Origin of the sequence: Bacillus sp. N12A5 (assembly GCF_026790125.1) — a bacterium.
Taxonomy (GTDB): domain Bacteria; phylum Bacillota; class Bacilli; order Bacillales; family Bacillaceae; genus Bacillus.
The window spans coordinates 38,901-59,568 of record NZ_JALAMR010000014.1; the positions used below are offsets into that span (position 1 = coordinate 38,901).

The 20,668-nt window shown below is 42.1% G+C and carries 33 protein-coding genes and 1 pseudogene; 32 read left to right on the top strand and 2 right to left on the bottom strand.

Translation table 11 applies throughout. From position 1 onward, the window contains the following. Positions 1 to 20: 20 nt before the first annotated feature. The 31 genes and pseudogenes from rpsQ to salA all read left to right on the top strand — a co-directional run bounded on the left by rpsQ (position 21) and on the right by salA (position 18,320). Positions 21 to 284 carry a 30S ribosomal protein S17 gene (gene rpsQ / locus MOC09_RS15200; RefSeq protein WP_003225804.1) on the top strand — a complete coding sequence of 88 codons (264 nt, stop codon included), beginning with the start codon at positions 21 to 23 and terminating at the stop codon, positions 282 to 284. 40 nt (positions 285 to 324) lie between these two features. Beyond that, positions 325 to 693, top strand: coding sequence for a 50S ribosomal protein L14 (gene rplN / locus MOC09_RS15205; RefSeq protein WP_003225805.1), 369 nt, complete (start codon positions 325 to 327; stop codon positions 691 to 693). 36 nt (positions 694 to 729) lie between these two features. Then, entirely contained in the window at positions 730 to 1,041 is a 312-nt protein-coding gene (gene rplX / locus MOC09_RS15210; RefSeq protein ID WP_003156486.1) for a 50S ribosomal protein L24, read from the top strand. 26 nt (positions 1,042 to 1,067) lie between these two features. Then, entirely contained in the window at positions 1,068 to 1,607 is a 540-nt protein-coding gene (rplE, locus tag MOC09_RS15215; RefSeq protein ID WP_003225809.1) for a 50S ribosomal protein L5, read from the top strand. Positions 1,608 to 1,629: 22 nt separating this feature from the next. Further along, a complete protein-coding gene (gene rpsN, locus MOC09_RS15220; protein WP_003156488.1) occupies positions 1,630 to 1,815 on the top strand; it encodes a 30S ribosomal protein S14 in 186 nt (61 codons plus the stop codon). Between the two features lie 31 nt (positions 1,816 to 1,846). Then, positions 1,847 to 2,245: a 30S ribosomal protein S8 gene (gene rpsH, locus MOC09_RS15225; RefSeq protein WP_003241998.1), complete on the top strand. Its 399-nt coding sequence runs from the start codon at positions 1,847 to 1,849 to the stop codon at positions 2,243 to 2,245. A 29-nt stretch (positions 2,246 to 2,274) separates the two neighbouring features. Then, complete coding sequence (gene rplF, locus MOC09_RS15230) at positions 2,275 to 2,814, top strand: 50S ribosomal protein L6 (protein WP_004399690.1); 540 nt, start codon at positions 2,275 to 2,277, stop codon at positions 2,812 to 2,814. Positions 2,815 to 2,846: 32 nt separating this feature from the next. Beyond that, the gene (gene rplR, locus MOC09_RS15235) at positions 2,847 to 3,209 is read left to right on the top strand and encodes a 50S ribosomal protein L18 (RefSeq protein ID WP_003225816.1); all 363 of its coding nucleotides are present in this window, start codon (positions 2,847 to 2,849) and stop codon (positions 3,207 to 3,209) included. 24 nt (positions 3,210 to 3,233) lie between these two features. Further along, positions 3,234 to 3,734, top strand: coding sequence for a 30S ribosomal protein S5 (rpsE, locus tag MOC09_RS15240; RefSeq protein WP_100276429.1), 501 nt, complete (start codon positions 3,234 to 3,236; stop codon positions 3,732 to 3,734). 13 nt (positions 3,735 to 3,747) lie between these two features. Beyond that, entirely contained in the window at positions 3,748 to 3,927 is a 180-nt protein-coding gene (gene rpmD / locus MOC09_RS15245; protein WP_003156497.1) for a 50S ribosomal protein L30, read from the top strand. A 30-nt stretch (positions 3,928 to 3,957) separates the two neighbouring features. After that, on the top strand, positions 3,958 to 4,398 hold the full coding sequence (rplO, locus tag MOC09_RS15250) for a 50S ribosomal protein L15 (RefSeq protein WP_003225819.1): 441 nt from the start codon (positions 3,958 to 3,960) through the stop codon (positions 4,396 to 4,398). Position 4,399: 1 nt separating this feature from the next. Further along, positions 4,400 to 5,695, top strand: coding sequence for a preprotein translocase subunit SecY (gene secY, locus MOC09_RS15255; protein WP_268362102.1), 1,296 nt, complete (start codon positions 4,400 to 4,402; stop codon positions 5,693 to 5,695). A 54-nt stretch (positions 5,696 to 5,749) separates the two neighbouring features. After that, positions 5,750 to 6,403 (top strand): adenylate kinase, encoded by a 654-nt coding sequence (locus tag MOC09_RS15260; RefSeq protein WP_268371021.1) that lies wholly within the window; start codon positions 5,750 to 5,752, stop codon positions 6,401 to 6,403. Then, positions 6,400 to 7,146, top strand: coding sequence for a type I methionyl aminopeptidase (map, locus tag MOC09_RS15265; protein WP_003225828.1), 747 nt, complete (start codon positions 6,400 to 6,402; stop codon positions 7,144 to 7,146). Before MOC09_RS15260 ends, map begins: the two co-directional genes overlap by 4 nt. Positions 7,147 to 7,233: 87 nt before the next feature. Then, positions 7,234 to 7,479, top strand: a pseudogene (locus MOC09_RS20180) (RNA-binding protein); the annotation flags it as partial. Further along, positions 7,457 to 7,675 carry a translation initiation factor IF-1 gene (gene infA / locus MOC09_RS15270; protein ID WP_003156508.1) on the top strand — a complete coding sequence of 73 codons (219 nt, stop codon included), beginning with the start codon at positions 7,457 to 7,459 and terminating at the stop codon, positions 7,673 to 7,675. The pseudogene MOC09_RS20180 and the gene infA, both read left to right, overlap by 23 nt. Positions 7,676 to 7,708: 33 nt before the next feature. Continuing rightward, positions 7,709 to 7,822: a 50S ribosomal protein L36 gene (gene rpmJ / locus MOC09_RS15275; RefSeq protein ID WP_003156543.1), complete on the top strand. Its 114-nt coding sequence runs from the start codon at positions 7,709 to 7,711 to the stop codon at positions 7,820 to 7,822. A 22-nt stretch (positions 7,823 to 7,844) separates the two neighbouring features. Next, positions 7,845 to 8,210 (top strand): 30S ribosomal protein S13, encoded by a 366-nt coding sequence (rpsM, locus tag MOC09_RS15280; RefSeq protein ID WP_003235095.1) that lies wholly within the window; start codon positions 7,845 to 7,847, stop codon positions 8,208 to 8,210. 20 nt (positions 8,211 to 8,230) lie between these two features. Beyond that, positions 8,231 to 8,626: a 30S ribosomal protein S11 gene (gene rpsK, locus MOC09_RS15285; RefSeq protein ID WP_009966385.1), complete on the top strand. Its 396-nt coding sequence runs from the start codon at positions 8,231 to 8,233 to the stop codon at positions 8,624 to 8,626. Positions 8,627 to 8,802: 176 nt separating this feature from the next. Continuing rightward, the gene (locus MOC09_RS15290; RefSeq protein WP_003225835.1) at positions 8,803 to 9,747 is read left to right on the top strand and encodes a DNA-directed RNA polymerase subunit alpha; all 945 of its coding nucleotides are present in this window, start codon (positions 8,803 to 8,805) and stop codon (positions 9,745 to 9,747) included. Positions 9,748 to 9,824: 77 nt separating this feature from the next. Continuing rightward, entirely contained in the window at positions 9,825 to 10,187 is a 363-nt protein-coding gene (gene rplQ, locus MOC09_RS15295; protein WP_003225836.1) for a 50S ribosomal protein L17, read from the top strand. A 129-nt stretch (positions 10,188 to 10,316) separates the two neighbouring features. Further along, positions 10,317 to 11,162, top strand: a complete 846-nt coding sequence (locus MOC09_RS15300; RefSeq protein WP_268371024.1) for an energy-coupling factor ABC transporter ATP-binding protein — start codon at positions 10,317 to 10,319, stop codon at positions 11,160 to 11,162. Continuing rightward, on the top strand, positions 11,138 to 12,007 hold the full coding sequence (locus tag MOC09_RS15305; RefSeq protein WP_268371025.1) for an energy-coupling factor ABC transporter ATP-binding protein: 870 nt from the start codon (positions 11,138 to 11,140) through the stop codon (positions 12,005 to 12,007). The genes MOC09_RS15300 and MOC09_RS15305 overlap by 25 nt, the downstream gene beginning before the upstream one ends. Continuing rightward, positions 12,004 to 12,801, top strand: coding sequence for an energy-coupling factor transporter transmembrane component T family protein (locus MOC09_RS15310; RefSeq protein WP_268371026.1), 798 nt, complete (start codon positions 12,004 to 12,006; stop codon positions 12,799 to 12,801). The genes MOC09_RS15305 and MOC09_RS15310 overlap by 4 nt, the downstream gene beginning before the upstream one ends. Before the next feature lie 9 nt (positions 12,802 to 12,810). Further along, a complete protein-coding gene (truA, locus tag MOC09_RS15315; protein WP_268362111.1) occupies positions 12,811 to 13,554 on the top strand; it encodes a tRNA pseudouridine(38-40) synthase TruA in 744 nt (247 codons plus the stop codon). Between the two features lie 161 nt (positions 13,555 to 13,715). Further along, a complete protein-coding gene (rplM, locus tag MOC09_RS15320; RefSeq protein ID WP_003241966.1) occupies positions 13,716 to 14,153 on the top strand; it encodes a 50S ribosomal protein L13 in 438 nt (145 codons plus the stop codon). Between the two features lie 20 nt (positions 14,154 to 14,173). Further along, positions 14,174 to 14,566, top strand: a complete 393-nt coding sequence (gene rpsI, locus MOC09_RS15325) for a 30S ribosomal protein S9 (protein ID WP_004399691.1) — start codon at positions 14,174 to 14,176, stop codon at positions 14,564 to 14,566. A 444-nt stretch (positions 14,567 to 15,010) separates the two neighbouring features. After that, a complete protein-coding gene (locus tag MOC09_RS15330; protein WP_268362114.1) occupies positions 15,011 to 15,778 on the top strand; it encodes a class I SAM-dependent methyltransferase in 768 nt (255 codons plus the stop codon). A 172-nt stretch (positions 15,779 to 15,950) separates the two neighbouring features. Then, a complete protein-coding gene (locus MOC09_RS15335) occupies positions 15,951 to 16,394 on the top strand; it encodes a YbaK family protein (protein ID WP_268362116.1) in 444 nt (147 codons plus the stop codon). Between the two features lie 59 nt (positions 16,395 to 16,453). Further along, positions 16,454 to 17,167, top strand: coding sequence for an N-acetylmuramoyl-L-alanine amidase CwlD (gene cwlD, locus MOC09_RS15340; RefSeq protein ID WP_268371028.1), 714 nt, complete (start codon positions 16,454 to 16,456; stop codon positions 17,165 to 17,167). A gap of 94 nt (positions 17,168 to 17,261) precedes the next feature. After that, entirely contained in the window at positions 17,262 to 18,320 is a 1,059-nt protein-coding gene (gene salA, locus MOC09_RS15345; protein WP_268371029.1) for an iron-sulfur carrier protein/transcriptional regulator SalA, read from the top strand. Positions 18,321 to 18,358: 38 nt separating this feature from the next. On the opposite strand, the gene gerD is transcribed toward salA, so the two are convergent. Further along, a complete protein-coding gene (gene gerD, locus MOC09_RS15350; RefSeq protein WP_003241955.1) occupies positions 18,359 to 18,916 on the bottom strand; it encodes a spore germination lipoprotein GerD in 558 nt (185 codons plus the stop codon). A gap of 109 nt (positions 18,917 to 19,025) precedes the next feature. Here gerD and kbaA point away from each other — a divergent pair, with 109 nt between their 5' ends. Further along, positions 19,026 to 19,622 carry a KinB-signaling pathway activation protein gene (gene kbaA, locus MOC09_RS15355; protein ID WP_268362121.1) on the top strand — a complete coding sequence of 199 codons (597 nt, stop codon included), beginning with the start codon at positions 19,026 to 19,028 and terminating at the stop codon, positions 19,620 to 19,622. Here the strand turns inward: kbaA and pdaB are convergent, their stop codons facing one another. After that, positions 19,623 to 20,387, bottom strand: a complete 765-nt coding sequence (gene pdaB, locus MOC09_RS15360; RefSeq protein WP_268362124.1) for a polysaccharide deacetylase family sporulation protein PdaB — start codon at positions 20,385 to 20,387, stop codon at positions 19,623 to 19,625. Positions 20,388 to 20,668: the final 281 nt, after the last annotated feature.

Here is a 20,668-nt window from a genome sequence, read left to right on the forward strand (position 1 = left end):
ACTGAGGGGAGGTCGTGAGCATGAGCGAACGTAACCAGCGCAAAGTTTACCAAGGCCGTGTTGTTTCTGACAAAATGGATAAAACCATCACTGTTGTTGTTGAAACATACAAAAAACATACACTTTACGGTAAACGCGTAAAATACTCAAAAAAATTCAAAGCACATGATGAAAATAATCAAGCTAAAATCGGTGACATCGTAAAGATCATGGAAACTCGTCCATTGTCTGCAACTAAGCGTTTCCGTCTAGTTGAAGTTGTCGAAGAAGCTGTTATTATCTAATAAAGTTCGGAATTCTTTTTCCGAAGGGAGGTAACAAATAATGATTCAACAAGAGACTCGTTTAAAAGTAGCTGACAACTCTGGCGCACGTGAAGTACTTACTATTAAAGTTCTTGGTGGTTCTGGACGTAAAACAGCTAACATTGGTGATGTAATTGTTTGCACGGTTAAACAAGCAACACCAGGAGGCGTTGTCAAAAAAGGTGAAGTCGTAAAAGCTGTTATCGTTCGCACGAAAAGCGGAGCGCGCAGAAGTGACGGTTCATACATCAGCTTCGATGAGAATGCATGTGTTATCATCCGTGACGACAAGAGCCCACGCGGAACTCGTATCTTCGGACCAGTTGCTCGTGAATTGCGTGAAAACAACTTTATGAAAATTGTTTCTCTAGCTCCAGAAGTTATCTAATGAAATAAATGCCTTAGTCAAGGAGGTGCGATCAGGATGCATGTAAAAAAAGGCGATAAAGTTATGGTTATCTCTGGTAAAGATAAAGGCAAACAAGGAACAATCCTTGCTGCTTTCCCTAAAAAGGACCGCGTTTTAGTTGAAGGTGTTAACATGGTGAAGAAACACTCTAAACCAACTCAAGCTAACCCTCAAGGCGGTATTTCTAATCAAGAGGCGCCAATTCATGTATCAAACGTTATGCCGCTCGATCCTAAAACAGGTGAAGTGACTCGCGTAGGATACAAAGTGGAAGATGGCAAAAAAGTTCGTGTAGCAAAAAAATCTGGGCAAGTTCTAGATAAATAGTATTAAAAGGAAGGGAGGTCTATCTCATGAACCGCCTTAAAGAAAAGTACAATAAAGAAATTGCACCTGCTTTAATGACTAAATTCAACTATGATTCAGTCATGCAAGTGCCTAAAATCGAAAAAATCGTAATCAACATGGGTGTTGGTGACGCTGTTCAAAACGCGAAAGCAATCGACAGTGCTGTTGAAGAATTAACGTTTATCGCAGGTCAAAAACCTGTCGTTACTCGTGCGAAGAAATCAATTGCTGGATTCCGTCTTCGTGAGGGAATGCCTATCGGTGCGAAAGTAACTCTTCGCGGAGAGCGCATGTATGATTTCCTTGATAAACTTATTTCTGTATCTTTACCGCGTGTACGTGACTTCCGCGGGGTTTCTAAAAAATCTTTCGACGGTCGCGGTAACTACACACTTGGTATCAAAGAACAGTTAATCTTCCCTGAAATTGACTACGATAAAGTAACAAAGGTTCGAGGAATGGACATCGTTATCGTAACAACTGCTAATACTGACGAAGAAGCTCGTGAGCTATTAACTCAAGTAGGTATGCCGTTCCAGAAATAATCAATGAAAGGGAGGCGAAATCGTGGCTAAAAAGTCTATGATTGCGAAACAACAACGTACACCAAAGTTTAAAGTACAAGAGTACACACGCTGTGAACGCTGCGGACGTCCGCATTCAGTCATTCGTAAATTTAAACTTTGCCGTATTTGTTTCCGTGAGCTTGCATATAAAGGACAAATTCCTGGCGTGAAAAAAGCCAGCTGGTAATCCCCAAGAAAGGGAAGGAGGTAATTATATAATGGTTATGACAGATCCAATTGCAGATATGCTAACTCGTATTCGCAATGCAAACATGGTACGTCATGAGAAGCTTGAAATTCCTGCTTCTAAATTGAAAAGAGAAATTGCTGAAATTTTAAAGCGTGAAGGTTTCATTCGTGACGTTGAGTTCGTAGAAGACAGCAAACAAGGTATCATCCGCGTTTTCTTGAAATACGGACAAAACAACGAGCGCGTTATCACTGGTCTTAAAAGAATCAGCAAGCCTGGTTTGCGTGTTTATGCTAAATCTAATGAAGTACCTCGTGTACTTAACGGTCTTGGAATCGCGATTATTTCTACATCACAAGGTGTTTTAACGGACAAAGAAGCCCGTGCAAAACAAGCTGGTGGAGAAGTTCTAGCATACGTTTGGTAAGAAGTTTAACATGAATGGAGGTGTTTGGTATGTCTCGTGTAGGTAAGAAGCTACTTGAGATTCCTTCTGATGTTACAGTAACGTTAAACGATAACAATACTGTAGCTGTGAAAGGACCAAAAGGAGAATTAACTCGTACGTTTCACCCTGATATGGAGATTAAAGTAGAGGACAATGTGCTTACAGTCGCTCGTCCTTCTGATCAGAAAGAGCACCGTGCACTGCATGGTACGACTCGCAGTCTGCTTGGCAACATGGTTGAAGGTGTATCTAAAGGATTTGAAAGAGGTTTGGAATTAGTCGGTGTCGGTTACCGTGCGTCTAAATCCGGAAATAAACTTGTTTTAAACGTTGGATACTCTCACCCTGTTGAGATCGTTCCTGAAGAAGGCATCGAAATCGAAGTTCCTTCTCAAACTAAAGTAGTTGTAAAAGGTACAGACAAAGAACGTGTAGGAGCTATTGCTGCTAACATCCGCGCTGTACGTTCTCCAGAGCCTTACAAAGGTAAAGGAATCCGCTACGAAGGTGAAGTTGTTCGCCGTAAAGAAGGTAAATCTGCTAAGTAAGATCGCTTAAAGTGAAGAAAGGAGTGACCTAGATGATTACGAAAACTAGCAAAAATGCTGCTCGTCTTAAAAGACACGCTCGTGTTCGCGCTAAACTTTCCGGTACTGCTGAAAGACCGCGTCTGAACGTTTTCCGTTCTAACAAGCACATTTACGCTCAAATCATCGATGATGTAAATGGTGTTACACTTGCTAGTGCATCTACTCTCGATAAAGACTTGAACGTTGAAAGCACTGGAGATACTTCTGCTGCTACTAAAGTTGGAGAATTAGTTGCAAAACGCGCCGCTGAAAAAGGCATCTCTGACGTAGTATTTGACCGTGGCGGATACTTATACCATGGACGTGTAAAAGCTTTGGCTGATGCCGCTCGTGAAGCTGGACTTAAATTTTAATAAAAGAAGGAGGGACACATGATTATGCGTCGTATTGACCCAAGCAAATTAGAGTTAGAAGAACGCTTAGTTACGGTTAACCGCGTAGCGAAAGTTGTTAAAGGTGGTCGTCGTTTCCGCTTCGCAGCTCTAGTCGTTGTCGGTGACAAAAACGGACACGTAGGATTCGGTACTGGTAAAGCACAAGAAGTACCAGAAGCGATCCGCAAAGCTGTTGAAGATGCGAAAAAGAATTTGATTGAAGTACCAATGGTTGGAACTACAATTCCACATGAAATCATCGGACGTTTCGGTGCAGGTAACATCTTGTTAAAACCTGCTTCTGAAGGTACTGGAGTTATCGCTGGAGGCCCTGTACGTGCGGTACTTGAGCTTGCTGGTGTATCTGACATCCTTTCTAAGTCTTTAGGTTCTAACACACCGATCAACATGATTCGTGCAACACTTCAAGGCTTAAGTGAACTTAAGCGTGCTGAAGACGTTGCGAAGCTTCGTGGAAAATCTGTAGAAGAACTGTTAGGATAAGGAGGGAACATTAATGGCTAAATTAGAAATTACCCTCAAACGAAGTGTAATCGGTCGCCCGGAAGATCAACGCGTTACTGTAAGAACACTTGGTTTAAAGAAAACAAACCAAACTGTTGTACATGAAGACAACGCTGCGATCCGTGGCATGATTAATAAAGTATCTCATTTAGTTTCTGTTAAAGAACAATAAAAATATTTGATCGGATAAGGAGGTGTCCTAATGAAACTTCATGAATTAAAACCTTCAGAAGGTTCACGCAAAACGCGTAATCGCGTAGGTCGTGGTATTGGTTCTGGCAACGGTAAAACAGCTGGTAAAGGTCACAAAGGTCAAAACGCTCGTTCTGGCGGCGGTGTACGTCCAGGATTCGAGGGGGGACAAATGCCTTTATTCCAACGTCTTCCTAAACGCGGTTTCACTAACATCAACCGCAAGGAATACGCTGTAGTCAACCTAGACAAATTGAACGGTTTTGCAGAAGGAACGGAAGTCACTCCTGAACTTCTTCTTGAGACTGGTGTAATTAGCAAACTTAATGCAGGAGTAAAGATTCTTGGCAACGGTAAATTAGAGAAAAAATTAACTGTAAAAGCCAATAAATTCTCTGCTTCTGCGAAAGAAGCTGTTGAAGCTGCTGGCGGTACAGCTGAGGTGATCTAACTTGTTTAAAACAATCTCCAACTTTATGCGTGTGAGTGATATCAGGAATAAAATCATATTCACTTTACTCATGCTTATCGTCTTTCGCATAGGTGCGTTTATTCCTGTGCCATATGTTAACGCTGAGGTGTTACAGGCACAGTCTCAAATGGGTGTTTTTGATCTCCTTAATACATTTGGCGGCGGTGCGCTTTACCAATTTTCCATTTTTGCAATGGGAATCACTCCTTATATCACGGCTTCAATCATCATTCAGCTGCTTCAGATGGATGTTGTGCCGAAGTTTACCGAGTGGTCTAAGCAAGGTGAAGTTGGCCGCCGTAAATTAGCTCAGTTCACAAGGTACTTTACGATTGTGCTTGGTTTTATCCAGGCGTTAGGTATGTCTTACGGATTTAACAATCTGGCAAACGGTATGCTGATCGAAAAATCCGGTGTATCCACATATCTCATCATTGCTTTAGTGCTCACTGGCGGAACTGCCTTTTTAATGTGGCTTGGAGAACAAATTACGTCTCATGGAGTAGGCAACGGAATATCGATCATTATCTTCGCGGGGATTGTGGCTAGTATTCCAAAAACGATTGGACAAATATATGAGACTCAATTTGTTGGCAGCAACGATCAGTTGTTTATTCATATTGTGAAAGTCGCACTTCTTGTGATTGCGATTTTAGCAGTTATTGTTGGAGTTATTTTCATTCAGCAAGCCGTACGGAAAATTGCGATTCAATATGCTAAAGGAACAGGTCGTTCACCTGCTGGCGGAGGTCAGTCTACACACCTTCCATTGAAAGTGAACCCTGCAGGGGTTATTCCGGTAATCTTTGCGGTTGCGTTTTTGATAACGCCGCGGACGATCGCGTCATTCTTTGGAACAAACGATGTGACGAAGTGGATTCAAAACTACTTTGATAATACGCATCCGGTGGGTATGGCGATATATGTTGCATTGATTATTGCCTTTACGTACTTTTATGCTTTTGTACAGGTGAATCCTGAACAAATGGCTGATAACCTTAAAAAACAGGGTGGCTATATCCCGGGGGTTCGTCCAGGGAAAATGACTCAAGATAGAATTACGAGCATTTTGTATCGACTTACGTTTGTGGGTTCTATATTCTTAGCCGTGATTTCCATTCTTCCTATCTTTTTCATTCAATTCGCTGGATTGCCTCAAAGTGCACAAATTGGCGGAACATCTTTGTTAATTGTTGTCGGGGTAGCCTTGGAGACAATGAAACAACTAGAAAGCCAGTTGGTGAAACGAAACTACCGTGGATTTATGAAAAACTAGAGGAAATGGATTTATCCATTCCCTCTTAATAAAGAGAGGACGGGGGAAATCCGAATGAACTTAGTCTTAATGGGGCTTCCTGGTGCCGGTAAAGGTACACAGGGCGAACGAATTGTTGAGGATTATGGGATTCCTCATATCTCAACAGGAGATATGTTCCGTGCTGCTATGAAAGAAGAGACACCACTCGGACTCGAAGCAAAATCTTATATTGATAAGGGAGAGCTCGTACCTGACGAAGTCACAATCGGAATTGTAAAAGATAGACTTGGCAAAGACGATTGTGAAAGAGGTTTTCTTCTGGACGGATTTCCGCGAACAGTCGCTCAAGCCGAAGCTCTTGAAGAAATTCTTGAGGAATACGGCAAGCCGATTGATTATGTCATTAACATTGAAGTCGACAAAGATGTTCTGATGGAACGTCTGACTGGACGCAGAATTTGCAGTGTTTGCGGCACAACCTATCATTTAGTCTTTAATCCGCCAAAAACGCCGGGTGTTTGTGATAAAGACGGAGGCGAACTCTATCAACGGGCAGATGATAATGAGGAAACAGTCTCTAAACGGCTTGAGGTTAACATGAAGCAAACTCAGCCTTTACTCGATTTCTATTCTGAGAAAGGTTATCTTGTAAACGTGAATGGCCAACAGGACATTCAAGACGTTTATGCAGATGTGAAGGATCTTCTTGGAGGATTAAAAAAATGATTATCTGTAAAACCCCACGTGAACTTGGTATCATGCGGGAAGCAGGGCGAATCGTGGCTTTAACTCATGAAGAGCTAAAAAAGCACATTAAACCAGGAATCTCGACAAAAGAATTGGATCAAATTGCCGAACGTTTTATTAAGAAGCAGGGTGCAATCCCATCTTTTAAGGGGTATAATGGGTTTCGCGGGAGCATTTGCGTATCAGTTAATGAAGAACTCGTTCATGGCATTCCTGGCAGCAGGGTGCTGAAGGACGGTGACATCATCAGTATTGATATCGGTGCTAAATTAAATGGTTATCATGGTGACTCTGCATGGACATATCCGGTAGGAAACATCAGCGATGATGACAAAAAACTTCTGGAAGTGACAGAGGAGTCTTTATATAAAGGCTTGCAGGAAGCAAAACCAGGTGAACGTTTGTCGAATATTTCCCACGCAATACAAACGTATGTCGAAAATGAGCAGTTTTCAGTTGTTAGGGAGTATGTCGGACATGGTGTTGGTCAAGACTTGCATGAGGACCCGCAAATTCCTCATTACGGTCCGCCCAACAAAGGACCACGGCTCAAACCTGGCATGGTTCTCGCTATTGAACCTATGGTGAACGCTGGCAGCCGCTACGTGAAAACATTGGCTGATAACTGGACGGTTGTAACGGTAGATGGGAAAAAGTGTGCTCATTTTGAACATACAATTGCGATTACGGAAACGGGTTTTGATATACTGACGAGAGTCTAGGTGATGTAAACGTTCCGAAGGCAGGTGTTTTTCCGGCTTGATAGGGCAGAAAGTTTGGATGAACATTGGCAGGACCGAATTCATCTTGCCGTTGTCATAGGAATTGTTGACCATCATCAATGTACTAACAGCAGACGGAGAAATGCGTACATTACATTCTCCTAAGAATAAGAATATCAATCATTTAACCCTTTATGATTGCGTATCTCCGGAAGTTCAGAACAGTATAAACGAAACAGGGCGTGTGACAAACTTCTTTTGAAATTTGTCAGAAAGCAAGTTACTGATTTGAAGAAGGGAGAACACTTGAATGGCGAAAGACGATGTAATTGAAGTGGAAGGTACTATAGTCGAAACACTGCCAAACGCGATGTTCAAAGTTGAACTTGAAAATGGCCACACTGTTTTGGCTCACGTATCTGGTAAAATCCGCATGCACTTCATTCGCATTTTACCTGGAGACAAAGTTACGGTAGAATTATCTCCATATGACTTAACTCGTGGCAGGATTACGTACCGTTACAAATAAAGCACTCCGGAAACTGAAGGAGGTTGGAAACACATGAAAGTGAGACCATCAGTTAAACCAATCTGCGAAAAATGTAAAGTTATTCGCAGAAAAGGAAAAGTAATGGTGATCTGTGAAAATCCAAAGCATAAACAAAAACAAGGATAATTTATAAGGAGGTGCCCAGAGAATGGCTCGTATTGCTGGTGTAGATATCCCACGTGACAAACGTGTTGTTATTTCTTTAACATACATCTTCGGAATTGGCCGCACAACGGCTCAGCAAGTTTTAAAAGAAGCTGGAGTTTCAGAAGATACTCGTGTGCGCGATCTTACTGAAGAAGAACTTGGTAAAATCCGTGATATTATTGACAAACTGAAAGTAGAAGGTGACCTTCGCCGTGAAGTTTCTCTTAATATCAAACGTCTGATTGAAATCGGAAGCTACCGCGGAATCCGTCATCGCAGAGGATTACCTGTTCGCGGACAAAACTCTAAAAACAACGCGCGTACTCGTAAAGGTCCGCGTCGTACTGTAGCTAACAAGAAAAAATAAGTAAGGGAGGTTCTTAAACAATGGCTGCTGCTCGTAAATCTAACACGCGTAAACGTCGCGTGAAAAAGAATATTGAGTCTGGAATTGCTCATATTCGTTCAACTTTCAATAACACGATCGTTACGATCACTGATACTCATGGTAATGCTATTTCTTGGTCTAGTGCCGGAGCTTTAGGATTCAGAGGTTCTCGTAAATCTACTCCTTTTGCTGCGCAAATGGCTGCAGAAACAGCTGCTAAAGGTTCAATCGAACATGGTCTTAAAACTCTAGAGGTTACTGTTAAAGGACCTGGTTCAGGCCGTGAAGCTGCAATCCGTGCACTTCAAGCTGCTGGACTAGAAGTCACTGCTATCAGAGACGTAACTCCTGTTCCTCATAACGGATGCCGTCCACCAAAACGTCGCCGCGTGTAATTTGTTTGTATAGATTTTGTGTCCCTGTCAATAATGGGTTATGATACAGTTATTTATGAAACGAATGCACCGACTCGTTGCCTGAGCACATACGGGACTAAACAATGGGGAATTTCGGATGGAATCTCATATGATTCTATTCGAGGTTTCGACGTTTTGAAGGAGGGTTTTAAGTAATGATCGAGATTGAAAAACCAAAAATCGAAACGGTTGAAATCAGCGACGATGCCAAATTTGGTAAGTTTGTCGTAGAGCCACTTGAGCGTGGATATGGTACAACTCTGGGTAACTCCTTACGTCGTATCCTCTTATCCTCACTCCCTGGTGCCGCTGTAACATCAATCCAGATAGATGGTGTACTGCACGAATTCTCGACAATTGAAGGCGTTGTGGAAGATGTTACAACGATTATCTTACACATTAAAAAGCTTGCATTGAAAATCTACTCTGATGAAGAGAAGACGCTAGAAATTGATGTACAGGGTGAAGGAACTGTAACGGCAGCTGATATTACACACGATAGTGATGTAGAGATCTTAAATCCTGATCTTCATATCGCGACTCTTGGTGAGAATGCGAGTTTCCGAGTTCGCCTTACTGCTCAAAGAGGACGTGGGTATACGCCTGCTGACGCAAACAAGAGAGACGATCAGCCAATCGGCGTGATTCCGATCGATTCTATCTATACGCCAGTTTCTCGTGTATCTTATCAGGTAGAGAACACTCGTGTAGGCCAAGTTGCAAACTATGATAAACTTACACTTGATGTTTGGACTGATGGAAGCACTGGACCGAAAGAAGCCATTGCGCTTGGTTCAAAGATTTTAACTGAACACCTTAATATATTCGTTGGTTTAACTGACGAAGCTCAGCATGCTGAAATCATGGTTGAAAAAGAAGAAGATCAAAAAGAGAAAGTTCTTGAAATGACAATTGAAGAATTAGATCTTTCTGTTCGTTCTTACAACTGCTTAAAGCGTGCGGGCATTAACACGGTTCAAGAGCTTGCGAATAAGACGGAAGAAGATATGATGAAAGTTCGTAACCTAGGACGCAAATCACTTGAAGAAGTGAAAGCAAAACTAGAAGAACTTGGACTCGGACTTCGCAAAGACGATTGACTAGTTTCCCTTGTGAACTAGGATTTTCGTGTGTTTATTATTCAGAAACAGCATTCCAATAAAGGAGGGGACATCACATGTCATACAGAAAACTAGGACGTACGAGTGCACAGCGTAAAGCTATGCTTCGTGATCTTACAACTGATTTGATCATCAACGAAAGAATCGAAACAACTGAAACACGTGCGAAAGAACTTCGCTCTGTAGTTGAAAAAATGATCACGCTTGGCAAACGCGGTGATCTTCACGCTCGCCGTCAAGCTGCTGCATACATCCGCAACGAGGTTGCAAACGAAGAAAATAACCAAGATGCACTTCAAAAATTATTCTCTGACATTGCAACTCGTTACGAGGAGCGCCAAGGTGGATACACACGTATTATGAAGCTTGGTCCTCGCCGTGGTGACGGAGCACCAATGGCAATTATCGAATTGGTTTAATCACATATTTTTGTGTATCTAAAGAAGGGCGGGACAGTTTCTAACTGGATCTATGCCCTTTTTTTAGATACTGCAACTTTTTAGATAGAGAGAAAAGCAGAGCATGAGCTGAGAGGAGGCCGGTTTTCCATGAATCAAAATCAGTTGATATCGGTAGAGGATATCGTATTTCGATATCGGAAAGACGCAGAAAGACGAGCACTAGACGGCGTCTCCCTGCAGGTGTATGAGGGTGAATGGCTTGCAATTGTAGGTCATAACGGTTCTGGGAAATCAACACTGGCACGGGCATTGAACGGTTTAATCCTTCCTGAATCAGGCGACATCAAGGTTGCCGGGATTCAATTAACAGAGGAATCGGTTTGGGAAGTGCGTAAGAAGATAGGTATGGTCTTTCAAAATCCGGATAACCAATTTGTCGGAACGACTGTTCGCGATGATGTGGCTTTTGGTTTAGAAAACAATGGTGTACCGCGGGAAGAAATGATTGAGAGAGTAGACTGGGCAGTAAAACAGGTGAATATGCAAGATTTTCTCGATCAAGAGCCGCACCATCTCTCCGGAGGCCAAAAGCAGAGAGTTGCGATTGCGGGGGTTATTGCCGCACGTCCTGATATTATTATCTTAGATGAAGCAACATCTATGCTTGACCCGATCGGGCGAGAAGAAGTGCTTGAAACGGTAAGACATTTAAAGCGGCATGGCATGGCGACTGTCATTTCCATCACTCATGATCTGGATGAGGCTGCAAAAGCAGACAGAATCATTGTCATGAATGGCGGTAAAAAATACGCCGAAGGGCCGCCTGAAGAGATTTTTAAATTGAATAGGGAACTTGTTCAAATCGGGCTTGATTTACCCTTCTCATTCCAGCTAAGCCAGCTTTTAAGAGAAAATGGACTAGCTTTGGAAGAAAATCATCTGACTCAGGAAGGGCTGGTGAAAGAGCTATGGACATTACAATCAAAGATGTAGAGCATCGTTATCAGATGAAGACGCCTTTTGAGCGCCTTGCACTGTATGATATCAATGCATCGATTAAAGAAGGCAGCTATGTAGCCGTTATTGGGCATACAGGCTCCGGCAAGTCCACTCTTCTTCAGCACCTGAATGGTCTCCTGAAGCCGACGAAGGGGCAGATATCACTAGGCAGCACTGTCATTCAGGCAGGGAAAAAGAATAAAGAGCTAAAAGCCCTTCGTAAAAAAGTCGGAATCGTTTTCCAATTTCCTGAGCATCAATTATTCGAAGAAACAGTTCTTAAAGATATCTCGTTCGGACCGATGAACTTTGGTGTAAAAAAAGAAGATGCAGAACGAAAGGCGAGAGAGATGCTGAAGCTTGTAGGTTTATCTGAAGAGCTTCTGGACAGATCACCTTTTGAATTAAGCGGGGGGCAAATGCGCAGAGTTGCAATTGCCGGCGTACTTGCAATGGATCCTGAAGTGCTTGTTCTTGATGAACCGACTGCAGGATTGGATCCAAGAGGGCGAAAAGAGATTATGGACATGTTCTATGAGCTTCATCAACGGGGGAACCTGACGACGATCCTTGTGACACACAGCATGGAGGATGCGGCTGCATACGCTGATGAAATGATTGTCATGCATAAAGGCACGATCCAAGCATCAGGCAGTCCGCGTGATTTGTTTTTAAAAGGCGAAGAGATGGCCGGCTGGGGGCTGGATCTTCCGGAAACGATAAAATTCCAAAAGCAGCTGGAAGCTGCGCTTGGTGTCAGATTCAAAGAGCCGATGCTTACAATTGAAGATGCCGCAGCTGAAATCCATGCTCTTTTTCAGGGGGAGAAAACCTTATGATGGACAGCATGATTATCGGCAAGTATGTACCGGGCTCCTCACTTGTGCACCGGCTTGACCCCAGAACAAAACTCATCACGATCTTTTTATTTGTCTGCATTGTATTCTTAGCCAATAATGTTCAGACATATGCGTTGCTTGGTTTATTTACAATTGGCGTCGTTTCTTTAACAAGAGTCTCCTTTTCTTTTTTAATGAAAGGGTTAAAGCCTATCATCTGGATTGTCCTCTTTACGTTCCTTCTTCATATTTTCATGACACATGAAGGGCCGGTTATCTTTTCTTTAGGTGTTTTCAAAGTCTATGAGGGCGGTTTGGTTCAAGGGATATTCATTTCTCTTAGATTCGTCTATCTGATTTTAATTACAACGTTATTAACGTTGACAACAACTCCGATTGAAATTACTGATGGAATGGAACAGCTGCTGAATCCGCTGAAAAAATTAAAACTTCCTGTTCACGAGCTGGCGCTTATGATGTCAATTTCTTTAAGGTTTATTCCGACCTTGATGGAGGAGACAGATAAGATTATGAAGGCTCAGATGGCCCGAGGCGTTGATTTTACAAGCGGACCTGTCAAAGACAGAGTGAAGGCTATTGTCCCGCTTCTTGTTCCTCTCTTCGTCAGTGCATTCAAACGCGCTGAGGAGCTCGCAGTGGCAATGGAAGCCAGAGGCTATCAAGGCGGAGAGGGACGTACGAAATACAGAAAGCTTGTTTGGACAGGAAAAGACACTTCTGTCATTGTCAGCTTGGTGATATTAGCTGCTTTGCTATTTTTCTTAAGAGCTTAGAGGTGCTGTATGAGACTGAAATGCACGATTTCTTATGACGGACATTTGTTTAATGGTTATCAGGTTCAGCCAGGTAAAAGAACGGTTCAGGATGAACTGGAGAAGGCTTTGGCTGTCCTGCATAAGTCGAAAGACAGAGTTCCGGTCGTTTCGTCAGGAAGAACAGACAGCGGGGTTCACGCAGCCGGACAGGTGATTCATTTTGACACTCCGCTGTCTATCCCTGTTGAGAGATGGCCGTATGCCTTAAATGCACTGCTTCCGGACGATATCGCAGTTAAAAAGGCAGAAATTGCGGATGATGGGTTCCATGCACGATTTAGCGCAGTCAAAAAAGAATATCGCTATTTTGTATACACGGAGAAATACCCGGACGTATTTAAACGGCATTACGCTTACCATTTTTCATATCGCCTTAATGTGCAGAACATGAGAGAAGCGGCAAAGCATCTTTTAGGGACACATGATTTTACGAGCTTTTGCGCGGCTAAAACAGAGGTGCAGGACAAGGTAAGGACGATTTACGAACTTGATTGGACTGAGACGGCTGACGGCCTGCAAATGCGGATCACAGGCAGCGGTTTCTTATATAATATGGTCAGAATTATTGCGGGCACTTTGCTGGATGCAGGTATTGGAAAAATTTCTCCCGATGACGTGAAATGGATGCTGGAAGCGAAGGACCGCGAAGCGGCAGGGCGCACAGCACCGGGGCACGGGCTATATTTATGGAACGTTTACTATGACAACTAAACCAGGTGTATAATATTTTCTTGACAGAGTCTGCATAAAGTTATAAGATATCATATGGTATGTATTTCAACCCCACGATAAGCCCCGGAACTTATTGTGTTGTGAAATAGAACGTAATCGAAGTTTATTGAAAATGACAGATCATTTAGGAGGGAAATTCAATGCGTACAACACCTATGGCTAACGCAAGTACTATTGAACGCAAGTGGTTAGTTGTTGATGCTGCTGGCAAGACTTTAGGTCGTCTTTCTTCAGAAGTTGCAGCTATCCTTCGCGGAAAACACAAACCAACTTACACACCACACGTTGATACTGGAGATCATGTGATCATCATCAACGCTGAAAAAATCGAGTTAACTGGTAAAAAGTTAACTGACAAAATCTACTACCGTCATACTCAACATCCAGGCGGATTAAAATCAAGAACTGCTCTTGAAATGCGTACAAACTACCCTGAGAAAATGCTTGAGCTTGCTATCAAAGGCATGCTTCCAAAAGGTTCTCTAGGTCGTCAAATGTTCAAAAAATTGAACGTATACCGTGGTTCTGAGCATCCACACGAAGCACAAAAACCTGAAGTTTACGAACTTCGCGGTTAATTAAAAAGGAGGTTACCAATTTGGCACAGGTTCAATATTACGGTACTGGCCGTCGTAAAAGCTCTGTAGCGCGTGTGCGTTTAGTTCCAGGAGAAGGTCGTATCGTCGTTAATAATCGTGAAATCAGCGAACACATCCCATCTGCAGCTTTAATCGAAGATATCAAACAACCATTAACTTTGACTGAAACAGCTGGCACTTATGATGTTTTAGTAAACGTACATGGAGGCGGCTTATCTGGTCAAGCTGGAGCAATCCGTCACGGTATCGCTCGTGCTTTGCTTGAAGCAGATCCAGAATACCGTACAACTCTTAAACGTGCAGGTCTTCTGACTCGTGACGCTCGTATGAAAGAACGTAAAAAATACGGTCTTAAAGGCGCTCGTCGTGCACCTCAGTTCTCAAAACGTTAATTTTGCGTTTTCAAAAAGCTCTCGACCTTGTGTTGGGAGCTTTTTTGTGTTTTAATATAACGCCGATATACAATTTCTTGGTACACTGCATACATCTAAGCAAATTGCTTGCTTCTAAACAGTCCTGTTGTAATAATCATTGTATCTTTCATTTCTTTACCAGCTCATTTAATTGAATGAAGCTTGGAAAGCTGGTCAAAGTGTTTTAATAGGCATGTCGTCAATCCAGTTCAATTAAAAACTGATCACCTACCTGTTAAATCTCACAGCTGATTTTCCAACTGTCCGGATGACATTATTTATGAGATCTGTTGACGTAAATCACATATTTCCTTTGTGGTTTTTTTGCGTTTTTATGAATTTCTTCTAAATACGCAGAGGGAAAGCGATTTCAATCTAGAAATATTTGTTATACTCTATACATTAAAGTAAGGAGAACGATTCATGAATGTATTAGTAGATCATAATAGCAAAGCCTGGGATCAAAAAGTAGAAACAGGCAATGAATGGACTGTTGCTGTTGAGCAGCCTGTCATCGAACAAGCGAAAAAAGGTAATTGGGATATAAGGGTGACACCAATGAAAAATGTACCGAAGGATTGGTTTCCCCCTATCAAAGGGCTGAAGGTGCTCTGTTTAGCATCAGGTGGCGGTCAACAAGGCCCGATTTTGGCGGCTGCAGGCGCTGATGTCACTGTATTAGATAACTCAGAAAGACAGCTGGATCAGGACAGAATGGTTGCTGAGCGCGACGGTCTCACAATACATACTGTCAAAGGAAGCATGGATGATCTCAGTCAGTTTAATGATGAATCTTTTGATGTCATTGTACATCCTGTTGCCAATGTTTTTGTTGAGAATGTCCTCCCGGTCTGGAAGGAAGCGTACCGTGTGCTGAAAACAAACGGCGTTCTCATTTCCGGGTTTGTCAATCCAGTCGTGTTCCTGTTTGATGTAGAATTGGAACAGCAAGGCATTTTAAAAGTAAAACACTCCATTCCATATGCCGACTCAGAGGATCTTCCAAAACATAAAGTGAAAAAATTGATTGAAAATCAGGAGGCTCTGGAATTCGGACATTCTCTAGAAGACCAAATCAAAGGCCAAATTGATGCCGGTTTTGTCGTCACAGGTTTTTATGAAGATAAAGGCGGATTTGTATTGGACCAGTATATTCATACATATTCTGCAACAAGAAGCGTGAAATTATGAAAAAGCAGCGACCTATTAAAGGGGCTGCTTTTTTAATTATTGTCTGCAGAACATTTGTTCCTTCCCTGTGTTATCAGTCTCTGCACCTTCATTTGGGCGAATTTCCATCCGAATTCGGGCATGGTTTCACCATCCAAACCTCAAAATATCGGTAAAAGGAGAGTGAATTTGTATGGCAGAGGTACTGTCTTTTATGGATGTGAAACGCCAAAAGGATTTTGAATTAGAAAAGAACTTGCTTAAAGAACTCTCGCTAAGGCAAATTATTCAGTCTGTTAAGGACTGTCTGGAACCATTATTCCCGTTTTTACACGATGAAAGAGATATTATTAGCGAAGGCTGTATTGATTTTGCTATAGAGGCTTATTTGTTAGGCGGACGTTTTGGGATATTCGGCTATTACGGAGAATCCATGCAGAGCATCAGTGCCCGCTCTGCAAGAGAAGAAGAAGAGCTTCGTCTGGAGTTTTTTGATTATCTCTATAATTGGATACATGAGCAATACGCAACATTTGATAAAAACACGGTTTACGAAGCAGCACACAAGTTTATTAAAGATTGGTGGACAGCAGGATTTGTCCAAAGAGAAAAACAATGTAAGCTACGCATGCGATAATCATATTTCCCGGCCCTGTCCCATAGTTATGTAATAACGGACAAGCGGGAGGGGAAGGGATGAGGAAAAAGCTTAAATGGCTCAGTTTTTTGCTAGGCTTCATCGTATTACTGTTTCTATTCAAGTATCAATTCAGCAATAATGATTCTTGGAAGCCATGGACTCTGCCTTTGAGCGGGAAAATTATATATTTAGATCCAGGTCATGGCGGGCCAGACGGCGGGGCAGTCGGCGGAAAGCTGTTAGAGAAGGATGTAACCTTGGAAGTGGCCTTTAGAGTCAGGGATTACCTTCAGGAACAAGGAGCGCTTGTCATTATGACCAGGGAAAGTGATACCGATCTCGCTCCAGAAGGAACGAAGGGCTATAGCAGACGAAAAGCCGAAGACTTAAGACAGCGGGTTAAATTAATCAACCATTCAGAGGCTGAACTCTATCTTAGCATTCATCTCAATGCGATTCCGTCGCAAAAGTGGAGCGGAGCGCAAAGCTTTTACTACGGAAAATATGCGGAAAATGAGAAAGTCGCAAAATATATTCAGGATGAATTGAGAAGAAATCTAGAAAATACGACCCGGAAGGCAAAGCGGATTCATGGTATCTATTTAATGCAAAACGTCACCAAACCGGGAGCGCTTGTAGAAGTCGGATTTTTATCCAATCCTAACGAAGCGAGGATGCTCGGGAAGCCGAAATATCAGGACAAGGTGGCATCTTCCATATATAAGGGCATTTTGCGATATTTCACAGAAAAAGGAGACCCTCCGGAGTAAGGAGGGTTTTCTTATGGTTCTAAGCATAAGACACCCGCCATTTATGTATGATATAATAATAATTGTAAACGAATACACAAAAGGGTGAGGTTCGATGATAAGAGAAGATGAAGTAAGAAAACTAATCGGTGAAATGCGCGAACCTTTTCTTCAAAGACCTCTGGGAGAATTGGATGCCGTTAAGGAAATTAAAATAAAGCCTGAAAAACGGCATGTTAGTGTAAAAATAGCACTTGCAAAAACCGGAACTGCAGAACAAATGCAGATTCAGCAAGAGATCGTAAACGTGTTAAAAGGGGCAGGTGCTGAGACAGTTGGCCTTCGATTTGAAGAGCTGCCTGAAGAAACGGTTGCTAAATTCCGGGCGCCTTCAGCTGAGCACAAAACATTGTTAAATATGGATAACCCGCCAGTCTTTCTTGCTGTAGCAAGCGGTAAAGGCGGCGTAGGCAAGTCAACTGTGTCAGTAAACCTTGCTATTTCTCTGGCTCGTCTTGGGAAAAAGGTCGGTTTAATTGATGCAGATATTTATGGCTTCAGTGTGCCGGATATGATGGGTATCACTGTACGACCAACCATTGAAGGGGAGAAACTTCTTCCTGTTGAACGCTTCGGGGTAAAGGTGATGTCAATGGGCTTTTTCGTAGAAGAGAATGCGCCGGTTGTATGGAGAGGCCCGATGCTTGGCAAAATGCTGAATAATTTTTTCCATGAAGTAGAGTGGGGAGAAGTAGACTATATCGTTCTCGATCTACCGCCTGGAACAGGGGACGTTGCTCTAGATGTACATACAATGCTTCCGAGCTGTAAAGAAATCATCGTATCAACGCCGCATCCCACAGCTGCTTTTGTAGCAGCCAGAGCGGGTTCTATGGCAATTAAAACCGATCACGAGGTCGTTGGTGTCATAGAGAACATGGCTTACTATGAGAGCGCAAAGACAGGAGAAAGAGAATATGTGTTTGGGAAGGGCGGCGGAGATAAACTGGCTGAGGAATTGAATGTGCCTTTACTCGGACGAATCCCGCTGAAACAGCCAGATTGGGATAAGGACCAATTTGCTCCGTCTGTTTATGACAAAAGCCATCCTATAGGAGAAATATATCAAGACATCGCAAAAAAAATTGTTGCAAAAATGTCAGTGCATGTATAAAAAGGTAAACCGGGATTCTCTGCATCCCGGCTTCCTTCTTATTCACTTTCCTTGGCAGTGTCTTTTGCTGCTTTTTTCAGTTCATCTTCGAACTGTTTTTTGTAAAGCGGGCTTGAAAGTGTTTCGTTAATAACCTCTTCTAAATAACTGCGGAATTCTTGGCTTTTTGCCAGTTCGCTGTACTTTTTATTCATGCCCGGATCCTGCATAACGCCCATCAGCATCTTCTGGTAATCCGGATCCTTCATCAGTTTTTTAATCACTTTTTCATGTTCTGTCTGAAGAGTTTTCGCAAAGCCTTCGGCAAAATCAGTGTCTTCAAAGATGTTTTTCCAAAATTCTTCACCCTTTTTAGAGGTGAGTGTTTTCTCTATTGTTCCTTTAATCGCATCTTGGTCAATCACCAGCGCTTCATTCATCGCATCATCGTTTAATAATTCCTTAATGGCTTTCTTTCCATCATCAGTTTTTAATATATCAACAACCATTTTTTTGGTCTGATCATAGTCCATATCCGCTGCTTGGTCTTTTGGAGCACAAGCTGTTACAGATAATAACAAAAAACAGCTCATCAATAGCGTTTTGGCTTTTGACATGCTTAAGCTCCTTTCACATACTTGTCTTACTTTTAATATGATTCATCTGTTTGGAATTATACATAACAAAATATCGCGGTTAGCGATTTTTGAGGGGTTGAATAAAGAAATGAAAAGCCGTGGTTTAGTTCGTTTTTTCTTTTCTATTTTAGCTGTCGGAGCGCTTATCACGAGTATCGTGGGTTTTGCTTTAAAGTGGGGAGAATATAAGGGGCTGTTTCTTGCTTTTGAAGCGGGACAGATTTTCTCTGTATTATTTTGGTTTATCGGTGTTGGCATGATATTCAGTGTGATCAGCCAAATGGGTTTTTTCGTGTTTCTAACCGTTCACCGGTTTGCGCTTGAGATATTAAGATCCTCATCATTATGGAATCTGCTTCAGCTGTTTTTCATCCTGTTTGTTGCTTTTGATCTCATGTACGTGCGTTTTTTATTTTTTGGAGATAGCGGAGAATCGATGGCTGGCTATGCGTGGTTACCAGTATTTTTATTGATCTTTGGAGTGATTACAGCTTATATTAAGCAAAAGCAGTCCTCTAAGAAAACGTTTGTGTCATCGTTGTTTTTAATGGTTGTGATTACTGCGCTAGAATGGTTCCCTGCATTAAGAGTAAATGATGAGGACTGGCTTTATTTAATGCTTTTTCCGTTAATGGCGTGTAATGCTTTCCAATTGCTGATGCTGCCGAAGTTTGCAGCGAAATAATTACTTTACTTCTGCAGACTTGGCATCTGAATTTGCGATGAGATCACCCACGGTAACATTATTTAATCCTTTTTCTTTCAGTTGATGGATGATATCAGGCAACGCTTCTTCTGTTTGTTTTGCCGAGTCGGATGCGTGTAATAGAATGATGTCCCCTCCGGAAACTTGCTTGGTCACATTGTCGATGATTTTTTCAACTCCGGGATTTGTCCAATCCTGAGAGTTCACGCTGTAATGAACGACTGTATAATTGTATTGCTTTGCGACCGTTAGAACATTCTTATTAAACTGTCCGGTTGGGGGCCTTAATAGGTGTATGTCTTTGAGCCCTAACTTTTCAAAGGCAGTTTGAGCACGGTTAATATCCTTTTTTATTTCGCTGCTCTCTAAATTGGCATAGTTTTTATAGGCGTATCCCATGCTCCCGATTTGATGCCCATCCTTTACAATACGTGCCACTGTGTCAGGGTGACGTTCGGCCCAAGAAGCGGAAAGAAAAAATGTCGCATTTTTAATTCCGTTCGCTTTCAAGGTATCAAGAATGGGTTCTGCTCTCTCATCCCCCCAGCTGATATCAAAAGTAAGTGAGATGTCTTTCGAATCCGTTTCTCCTTTATAAATAGCTTTAGGTCCGGTGTCAGTTGAAAACACGGGAAGCGGGACAGCTCTTTGGATATAAAAAAAGCTGGCTGCTGCAAATGCGGCGATAAGTATAATAATAAATTGTTTCACGCGTTTAATGTGCCACACATAGAAGTGATTCACTGATGATGCCTCCTTATCTTGTCCATCATTCTTGTATTACATCTTATGAGCATGGCCAATTGAATATAACCGATAAAATGCCTCTTCACTTATAGCTTAAATTAGGTGTTGACCTTTTGATAATATCCGTGATATATTATTATTCGTCGCTGATAAACAGCTGACATCAACTAAAAGCTTCATTAAATACTTCGAAAAAAGTTGTTGACTTAAAGGAAGCTAAATGTTATAGTAATAAAGCTGCTTCGTTAAGCGGCAGTAATGATCTTTGAAAACTAAAC

Bases quoted from the DNA above. Each gene is read 5' to 3' on its own strand.
- rplF (WP_004399690.1), top strand. From the start codon at position 2,275: ATGTCTCGTGTAGGTAAGAAGCTACTTGAGATTCCTTCTGATGTTACA.
- kbaA (WP_268362121.1), top strand. From the start codon at position 19,026: ATGAAAAGCCGTGGTTTAGTTCGTTTTTTCTTTTCTATTTTAGCTGTC.
- rpsH (WP_003241998.1), top strand. From the start codon at position 1,847: ATGGTTATGACAGATCCAATTGCAGATATGCTAACTCGTATTCGCAAT.
- MOC09_RS15260 (WP_268371021.1), top strand. From the start codon at position 5,750: ATGAACTTAGTCTTAATGGGGCTTCCTGGTGCCGGTAAAGGTACACAG.
- MOC09_RS15330 (WP_268362114.1), top strand. From the start codon at position 15,011: ATGAATGTATTAGTAGATCATAATAGCAAAGCCTGGGATCAAAAAGTA.
- cwlD (WP_268371028.1), top strand. From the start codon at position 16,454: ATGAGGAAAAAGCTTAAATGGCTCAGTTTTTTGCTAGGCTTCATCGTA.
- MOC09_RS15310 (WP_268371026.1), top strand. From the start codon at position 12,004: ATGATGGACAGCATGATTATCGGCAAGTATGTACCGGGCTCCTCACTT.
- MOC09_RS15305 (WP_268371025.1), top strand. From the start codon at position 11,138: ATGGACATTACAATCAAAGATGTAGAGCATCGTTATCAGATGAAGACG.
- infA (WP_003156508.1), top strand. From the start codon at position 7,457: ATGGCGAAAGACGATGTAATTGAAGTGGAAGGTACTATAGTCGAAACA.
- rpsK (WP_009966385.1), top strand. From the start codon at position 8,231: ATGGCTGCTGCTCGTAAATCTAACACGCGTAAACGTCGCGTGAAAAAG.
- rplO (WP_003225819.1), top strand. From the start codon at position 3,958: ATGAAACTTCATGAATTAAAACCTTCAGAAGGTTCACGCAAAACGCGT.
- rplM (WP_003241966.1), top strand. From the start codon at position 13,716: ATGCGTACAACACCTATGGCTAACGCAAGTACTATTGAACGCAAGTGG.
- truA (WP_268362111.1), top strand. From the start codon at position 12,811: ATGAGACTGAAATGCACGATTTCTTATGACGGACATTTGTTTAATGGT.
- rpmD (WP_003156497.1), top strand. From the start codon at position 3,748: ATGGCTAAATTAGAAATTACCCTCAAACGAAGTGTAATCGGTCGCCCG.
- map (WP_003225828.1), top strand. From the start codon at position 6,400: ATGATTATCTGTAAAACCCCACGTGAACTTGGTATCATGCGGGAAGCA.
- rpsQ (WP_003225804.1), top strand. From the start codon at position 21: ATGAGCGAACGTAACCAGCGCAAAGTTTACCAAGGCCGTGTTGTTTCT.
- rpmJ (WP_003156543.1), top strand. From the start codon at position 7,709: ATGAAAGTGAGACCATCAGTTAAACCAATCTGCGAAAAATGTAAAGTT.
- salA (WP_268371029.1), top strand. From the start codon at position 17,262: ATGATAAGAGAAGATGAAGTAAGAAAACTAATCGGTGAAATGCGCGAA.
- rpsE (WP_100276429.1), top strand. From the start codon at position 3,234: ATGCGTCGTATTGACCCAAGCAAATTAGAGTTAGAAGAACGCTTAGTT.
- rplN (WP_003225805.1), top strand. From the start codon at position 325: ATGATTCAACAAGAGACTCGTTTAAAAGTAGCTGACAACTCTGGCGCA.
- MOC09_RS15290 (WP_003225835.1), top strand. From the start codon at position 8,803: ATGATCGAGATTGAAAAACCAAAAATCGAAACGGTTGAAATCAGCGAC.
- rplE (WP_003225809.1), top strand. From the start codon at position 1,068: ATGAACCGCCTTAAAGAAAAGTACAATAAAGAAATTGCACCTGCTTTA.
- gerD (WP_003241955.1), bottom strand. From the start codon at position 18,916: ATGTCAAAAGCCAAAACGCTATTGATGAGCTGTTTTTTGTTATTATCT.
- rplX (WP_003156486.1), top strand. From the start codon at position 730: ATGCATGTAAAAAAAGGCGATAAAGTTATGGTTATCTCTGGTAAAGAT.
- MOC09_RS15300 (WP_268371024.1), top strand. From the start codon at position 10,317: ATGAATCAAAATCAGTTGATATCGGTAGAGGATATCGTATTTCGATAT.
- rplR (WP_003225816.1), top strand. From the start codon at position 2,847: ATGATTACGAAAACTAGCAAAAATGCTGCTCGTCTTAAAAGACACGCT.
- rpsM (WP_003235095.1), top strand. From the start codon at position 7,845: ATGGCTCGTATTGCTGGTGTAGATATCCCACGTGACAAACGTGTTGTT.
- MOC09_RS15335 (WP_268362116.1), top strand. From the start codon at position 15,951: ATGGCAGAGGTACTGTCTTTTATGGATGTGAAACGCCAAAAGGATTTT.
- rplQ (WP_003225836.1), top strand. From the start codon at position 9,825: ATGTCATACAGAAAACTAGGACGTACGAGTGCACAGCGTAAAGCTATG.